A 1,392-nucleotide genomic window follows, 5' to 3' on the forward strand; every position below is an offset into this window, starting at 1 on the left:
ATAAGTTTGTCGCGAATGTGTCAAAGCAAGAGATTAAAAGCATTGATGACTTACAACAGTTCTTTTATACGATAGTTGTTAATTACTCTCACTTTGCTTTGAATTCTTTAGAAATTGGAGATTGGATTAATCCTTTATTTCACAAAAACGACGGATATCAGACACCTATTGTATTAAATCCAATGCGAACCGATGGTATTATTGACATCAATAAAGAAAAATATTTGCTCACAAGAAGATTATTAGCCAATCTTCTTGAACCTATAACCGAAGGACAAGAAGAAAACAGTTTACGCAATATTGTAAACAATAAAATTGCATCTGCTTTGGAACTGTCATACAATCCTAATCCTAATCCTAATGCAACCCTAGAAGAGCCCATAGATTCAACAGTAAGAGAAAAATTAATTGAAGCCTTTCAGCAACATTTTGGATTTAAAATAACAGAACAACAACTTAATAATGATTTATTTGTGAATGTTACACTTTCGTACATTCATAAGAAGCTCATTAAAATGGCTTTTTCTGATTATAAAATATTCAAAAGATATAGAGAACCGAAAGAAAGAAATATAAAAAATATAAATGCGTATATCAGAAGAATAAAAGAAAGCGACAGTCACGCCGTTTTCAAAGTAAAAGGAGCTATTCTTTACTTAAAATATTATCAGACCTTGTTACCGAATCTCGATTTTAAAAAACCTTTCAGTTTAGAAATTGATGGATTGTCAAAAAAGATACAGGAGATACAGAAAAAAGAATCATTTATGGTGAATACCTTTATGATGGCACCTCCTTCTTTTTTCTATATTAACATAGTCCCAAAAGATGGTTCTTCATTTGGTTCTTTAAGTTCTGGAGAAAAACAAAAAACACATAGTATTAGTTCTATTGTATATCATCTTATTAACCTCAATTCTGTTGAACAGCTAAAGGAAGAAAAAGCAGAAGAGTCCGAAAAAATAATTCATTACAACTATATCAACATCATATTAGACGAAATAGAACTTTATTATCACCCTGAATGGCAAAGGACATATATTGCTGATCTATTAGATTATATTGGTAAAATTAATCCTGAAAATTTAAAACACATTAAAGGATTAAACATAACTTTTTTAACGCACTCACCATATATTTTATCAGACATTCCGAATGCTTTTGTTTTGAAATTAATCAAAGGAGAGCCTTATATAGAAGGCAACGAAACCTTTGGAGCAAATGTACACGACCTCTTAGCAAATGACTTTTTTATGCAAAAGGGGTTTATGGGGGAATGGGCAAAAAGTCAAATAAAATTGGTTATTGAAAGTCTCACATTGAAGATTAATAATAAAAAGATAGAATCACTCAACGGTCTATTAAATGAAGAGACCGAAAAAAATAAAATTG

1 pseudogene is annotated in these 1,392 nt (G+C 30.2%); it reads left to right on the top strand.

The window, feature by feature from the left end:
- A pseudogene (locus ACWPWS_RS24920) lies at positions 1-1,392 on the top strand (hypothetical protein); the annotation flags it as partial.

It is taken from the genome of Chryseobacterium sp. Marseille-Q8038 (assembly GCF_965111995.1).